The sequence below is a fragment of the Pedobacter sp. 01T416_2 genome, from assembly GCF_056398925.1.
The window spans coordinates 1-5,710 of sequence record NZ_JBFTQI010000824.1 but is presented as its reverse complement, the minus strand read 5'-3'; the positions used below and the strand labels follow the sequence as shown (position 1 = coordinate 5,710).

The 5,710-nt window shown below is 38.4% G+C and carries 5 protein-coding genes; 2 read left to right on the top strand and 3 right to left on the bottom strand.

Going from position 1 to position 5,710, the window contains the following annotated elements:
- On the bottom strand, window positions 1-724 hold a 724-nt coding region (locus tag AC1DPQ_RS24620), incomplete at its 3' end, for an ABC transporter ATP-binding protein (RefSeq protein WP_477611173.1).
- A 252-nt stretch (window positions 725-976) separates the two neighbouring features.
- Between AC1DPQ_RS24620 and AC1DPQ_RS24615 the strand changes: the two genes are divergently transcribed.
- Entirely contained in the window at window positions 977-2,056 is a 1,080-nt protein-coding gene (locus tag AC1DPQ_RS24615; RefSeq protein WP_477579965.1) for an NADH:flavin oxidoreductase/NADH oxidase, read from the top strand.
- 384 nt (window positions 2,057-2,440) lie between these two features.
- On the opposite strand, the gene AC1DPQ_RS24610 is transcribed toward AC1DPQ_RS24615, so the two are convergent.
- The gene (locus AC1DPQ_RS24610; protein ID WP_477611172.1) at window positions 2,441-3,277 is read right to left on the bottom strand and encodes a TonB-dependent receptor domain-containing protein; all 837 of its coding nucleotides are present in this window, start codon (window positions 3,275-3,277) and stop codon (window positions 2,441-2,443) included.
- A complete protein-coding gene (locus AC1DPQ_RS24605) occupies window positions 3,222-4,682 on the bottom strand; it encodes a TonB-dependent receptor (protein ID WP_477611171.1) in 1,461 nt (486 codons plus the stop codon). The genes AC1DPQ_RS24610 and AC1DPQ_RS24605 overlap by 56 nt, the downstream gene beginning before the upstream one ends.
- A gap of 627 nt (window positions 4,683-5,309) precedes the next feature.
- On the opposite strand from AC1DPQ_RS24605, the gene AC1DPQ_RS24600 reads away from it, so the two are divergent.
- A partial coding sequence (locus AC1DPQ_RS24600) for a TlpA family protein disulfide reductase (protein ID WP_477611170.1) occupies window positions 5,310-5,710 on the top strand: 401 nt, incomplete at its 3' end.

Sequence of the window (5,710 nt, the reverse complement as noted above, 5' to 3'; positions counted from 1 at the left end):
CATTATAACCAGAGAGTGATGCCTCTGCATAAATAATGCTGTCATCAATTTCCTTTACTTTTTTGAAAGTTAACTTTGCGGTAATTTCTTCTACCGAAGCTTTAAGTGCTACATCATTTTCATCGAGCATAATCACCGTATCGATCAGATTATCTAAATCCCTAACCTGGTGGGTAGAGATGATGATACACCGTTCGTCTGTCATCGCAGAAGCYATAATTTTTCTGAACTGCGCTTTAGAAGGAATGTCTAAACCGTTAGTCGGCTCATCCATAATAACCAGTTTGGCTTGTGTAGCCAGTCCAAAGGCGATAATTACTTTTTTCTTCTGGCCATAGCTCATGTTGATGAGTTTCTGTTCAACCGGAATATCAAATTCCTTAATCAGATCGGTAAAATACTGGTGATCGAAATTTTTGTAAAATGGAGCATTTGCTTTTAAATAGGCATCTATTTTTACTGAAGGCAAATAAAATTCTTCAGGTATAAAACAAATCTGCTCTAATAGTGCGGGTTGTCTTTTTGCTGGATTAAAGCCCATTACCTCCAAGGTGCCGCTCTGTGCATATACTAAACCGGCCAGATTTTTTAATAAGCTCGATTTGCCAGCGCCATTTTTTCCAAGCAAACCGTAAATATGACCATTGCTTAACCGCATGCTCATATTTTTAAATAATGGCTTATGCTTGCTGTAGCCAAAATTAAGATTGTTAATATTTATCATATCTACTGTATTAGTTAAATAATACACTAATGTATGATGTTGTTTGGTAATCTCCAAATTTTTGTAGAAAAAAGTTTAGCGGTAAGCGAATAGCGGTGGGCGTTTGACACGGAAAACGTAAAATGGATGAGGAAATTGATTTGCGATCTAAAACGATGCGCTTTGTGCCCTCTGTAATTTTCTCTGTGTTCTTTGTGGTTAAAAAATAGATATGAGGAGATTGTATGTTTGTGGAAAAGCAAATCACACGATATGTCTAAATTATTTTCTCCTTTTACCATAAAGGATGTAACCTTAAAAAATAGAATTGTTATTTCGCCAATGTGTCAGTATTCTGCTGTTGATGGTTTTGCAACCGATTGGCATTTGGTGCATTTAGGAAGCCGTGCCGTTGGTGGTGCAGGTTTAATTATCCAGGAAGCTTCTGCAGTAACTGCCGATGGAAGAATCACCTATGCCGATTTGGGCATTTGGAAAGATGAACATGTAGATAAATTGAAACAGATTGTTTCATTTATTCATAATAATGGGGCTATTGCGGGCATCCAGTTGGCGCACGCAGGTAGAAAAGCCAGTTGTGAAGTGCCCTGGAAAGGTGGCGAACAAATTGCCGCTGGTGAAAATAGCTGGAAACCAGTTGCGCCATCTCCAATTTCTTTTAAGCCAGGACAGGTTGAACCACATGAATTAACGATATCAGAGATTCAGGATATTGTTTTTGCTTTCCGGGCAGCTGCTAAACGTGCATTGGATGCAGGCTATAAAGTTGTAGAAATACATGCTGCGCACGGTTATTTACTGCATCAGTTTTTTAGTCCGCTGAGCAATAAACGTACAGATGTTTATGGCGGAAGTTTCGAAAACCGTATTCGTTTGGTAATCGATGTGGTTGAAGCTGTACAATCGGTATGGCCAGAAAATTTGCCTTTATTTGTTCGCATTTCTGCAACGGATTGGACGGAAGGTGGCTGGAACGAGAACGACTCGCTACAATTGGCAGCGGTGTTAAAAGATCGCGGTGTTGATTTAATTGATACCTCATCGGGTGGTAATGTGCCTGATGCATTTATCCCTGCGGGACCAAACTATCAGGTTCCTTTTGCTGATAAGATCAGAAATGAAATTGGCATTTATACAGGTGCTGTGGGGGTGATTGTAGGGGCGCGGCAGGCGGAAGAAATTTTAGAACAAGGCAAAGCTGATTTGATTTTTATTGCCCGCGAATCGTTACGTGATGCTTATTTTCCTACACATGCGGCGCAAGTGCTTGGCGATGATACCGAATGGCCAAACCAATACATTAGGGCCAAAAGGGAAATGGTTAAGAAATAATAATTGGTTATTGCCCTGTGCTAATTTTTCATCTGGTTAAGGGTTTACGTGCCAGAAAGACGCTGATCCCGAACATTCGGGACAGCATGACGATCTTAGAAAAAAAGACAAAGCTGGCATTTGCCGGCTTTGTCTTTTTTAATCAATTATGATGTAGCTGGCACATAGTACCTCAATCCAACCCACCTAAACCCGATATAAGTGGATGTCCCGATTTTCTATCGGGGCAGGAACATTAGCGGGACCGGAGCCAAGCTAAAAGGTACTGCCATTGCTTTCCAAATAAATAATATGATATTAATTGCAAAGCACAAAGTAAATCTATTTAGCTATTAATTTGCCTTTATTAGATTGCTTCGTGCCTCGCAATGACGGATTTGTTTGTTATTTTACCAGTGTAAAAGGAACATACAATCCGAAAGTGATATTTCTACCGGTATTGTACACGCCTAAATTAGGATTCTCCTGATCAAAACGACCTGGTTTAAATCTACTTAAAGCATCATAATATTTCTGATCTAGCAAGTTGTTGGCCGAAACAGATAATTTGATTGGTTGTTTGCCTAAATTAAATGTAGCACCAATACCTGCGTTTAATAGCGTATAACCGCTGGTTGGCGTTTCGAAAACATCATCCACACGTGTTTGTTTAAATGCCGAGTTGATACCAACAGATAGGTATGCATCATTTGTTCCTTTCAGTTTAGGCTCGAAACGCAACTCGTTTCTCAAAGTTCCTGCAGGAATAAATGAAAGTGGCCTGTTTAAAGTGTTATTCTGTGCATGAACGTATCCAAAGGTATTCTCGAAGTGGATAAACGGAACAGGGTGGATGGTTAAGCTTGCTTCAGCACCGTAAAGATTCGCGTTTACCTGTCCGTAACGGTAAACATCATAAAGTGTACCTTCAGCTTCTCTTTGTTCGCCATTGTTGGAAGCGTAAATATAATTGTGGATGTAGTTGTTATAAACACTTGCACTTGCACTCACAATTTTTCCTTCATATTCTAATGCCACATCTACCTGGTAACTGCGCTCAGGACTTAAACCAGAATTACCGATTTCATATCTAAAAGTACCTTCGTGCACACCGTTTGATCCTAGTTCTGCTGGATTTGGCGCACGGAAAGCAGAACCTACGTTAGTTTTAAAGTTCCACTCTTCGTTAAATTGGTGCGTATAATTGTTTTCCGTTGTTTTTTCTAAAATCGTAACGTGCACCGATGCTAAATGTATTGTTCTCCCAGTTTTTCTTGGCAAAAGCAAAAACACCTAAACCAAAAGTATCGTAAGCTGGGATTAAAAATTCTGTTCCTTTATTTTGGCTATGTGCATCATCTACACTTACCCCAAAAACGGGCTGCCATCCATTGGTTTCGTGTATATAATATTTCAGGTCTGCATTGTAGGTTTTAAGATCGAAGAATAATGCAGGGTCCGGTCCATCTAACTCACGGCGTTGGTTTTGTTGATAGCCAAAATCAGCTTTCAAATTGCCGTTACCGATAATGAAATTGTTGTTCAATGCAATTTTAAAGTGCCTGATATCCTGACGAGGGTATTCTAAAGTACGGTTTTTGTAATCATCGTTTGTAAAAGCGCTACCATCTTCTTTTACAAAATTTCCATTGTCATCTAAAGTTGGCTCATAAAAGCCAATATTGTTATGAAAGTTAGAAACGTTTAAGTGGGTATAACCCCAGCTTTTATTTAAACCTACCATACCACTTAAATCGGTTTCGTTAAACCCCGAATTAGGGAAGTAACCTGTTGGTGTTTTAAAAGAGTAAGCATTTTTATACGTTCCGCGAGCTCTCCAAACAAACCCGTTTTCGTTACCATTTAACATTAACGAGTTAGCGGTAAGGCCATTATTTGTAGAATAATTGGTAATAAATTCTCCTTTAATCTGCCCTTCGGGTGCGGTACTTGGCTCTAATAGGTTAATTACACCACCGAGTGCATCAGAACCGTACATTAACGATGCAGCGCCACGTAAAACTTCAATGCGGTCTGATTTAAACTGATCGATTTCAATACCATGCTCATCGCCCCATTGCTGGCCTTGTTGTTTTATCCCATCATCTAAAGTTACAATTCTGTTGTAACCCAAGCCTCTGATTACAGGCTTAGAAATAGATGGGCCAGTAGTAATTTGTGATACACCGGGTATTTTAGTTAAGGCATCAATTAAATTGGTTGAGGGCTGTAAAAGCTGATCCTTGCCAATTACTGCAGAAGAAGCACTATTTCTTTTGCTGGTACTGCTGATCAAACTTCCGGTAATTACAATCTCCTTTGTTTCTATGGCAGTAGGTTGTAAAGAAAATTCTAATCCGGCTGCGCTTGCAAAATTTACCACCTGTGTAGTGGTTTTATAGCCAATATAATGTACCTCAATAAGATAACTTCCTTTTGAAGGAAGGTTATTCAATGTAAATTCTCCATCATTGTTGGTTACTGCCGAAACTTTTAAATCAGGAATAAAAATGGTTGCCCCTGGCAACGTTTGTTTGGTGCTGGCATCAATAACCTTACCTGTTATATTCTTTAAAGCGGCAGCAAAAACAGTGCTGCTTAATAATGTATATAGAATTACCAAGCCAATAAGCTGTAATTTTTTCATGTGTTGTAGTAAATAAAAATGATAGAAAAACCAAAGCAATAGCTAAATGAAGCCAGTTTTAGTTTTTCAAATAAATAATTTGATTAAGCGCGGATGCGCTTGAAAAGAAAAAATTATGCTAAAGGGGGACCTCGTAAGCAAGTGCGCTTTATTTCGGTAAAAGCATTGTTTAAGGTAGGTTCGATTCGGCTAAAAATTTTGGCCGATAAGAAGATTCTGTAAATGTGGTGCGTTTGCACATAATTTTTTTCAAAACTAGCATTACAGATTAAACAGGTATCGCCATGGGCCTGCACGTGGCTAACATGTTTACAGTTGACCTCTTTCTGCACAACCGGAAGAGGGTTATGGTGGTGAAGTACACTCCACGGAGTTAAAGCAATAGCAAATACAATCAGCATAAATGCCGATAAATATTTCTTAATGTTTTGTCTATGCTTTTTCAACAGGCCAAAAGTAGTAATTCCTAAGCAATTATATATATTTACAAAGTAACATTGTATTTATGGTTTTATGACTCGCGATTTAGTCAATGGTTTAAGGGGAGTGATGAGTTTAGTAATAAGTTATGGACATGCCAGTTGTGCGTCAATTTCGTTGTTATACACAATAGGAGGATAGTAAATTATGAAGTTTATCAGGAAAAATATATTCAATGCACTATTTATCATTATCCTTTTGATAATTGTTTTTGTACCTGATGCAAAAGCATTTTTAATTAGGGGATTAATGGAAATTGGTTTTTATTCGCCAAAAGTTGAAAGCCCAAAGGAAATCGCAACGAGCCTTGACGGAATCCAGTTTAAGGATGTAAAAGGAAATGTGATTGATCTTGGCGATTTAAAAGGAAAAGTCATTTTTCTTAATTTCTGGGCAACCTGGTGTCCTCCCTGTAGAGCTGAAATGCCATCGATTAACAAATTATACACTCAGTTTAAAAATGATAAAAATGTTGTTTTCATTTTTGCGGATGCAGATGGCGATTTTGCCAAATCGGGCAAGTTTATGTCCGACCGTAAATATGCGAT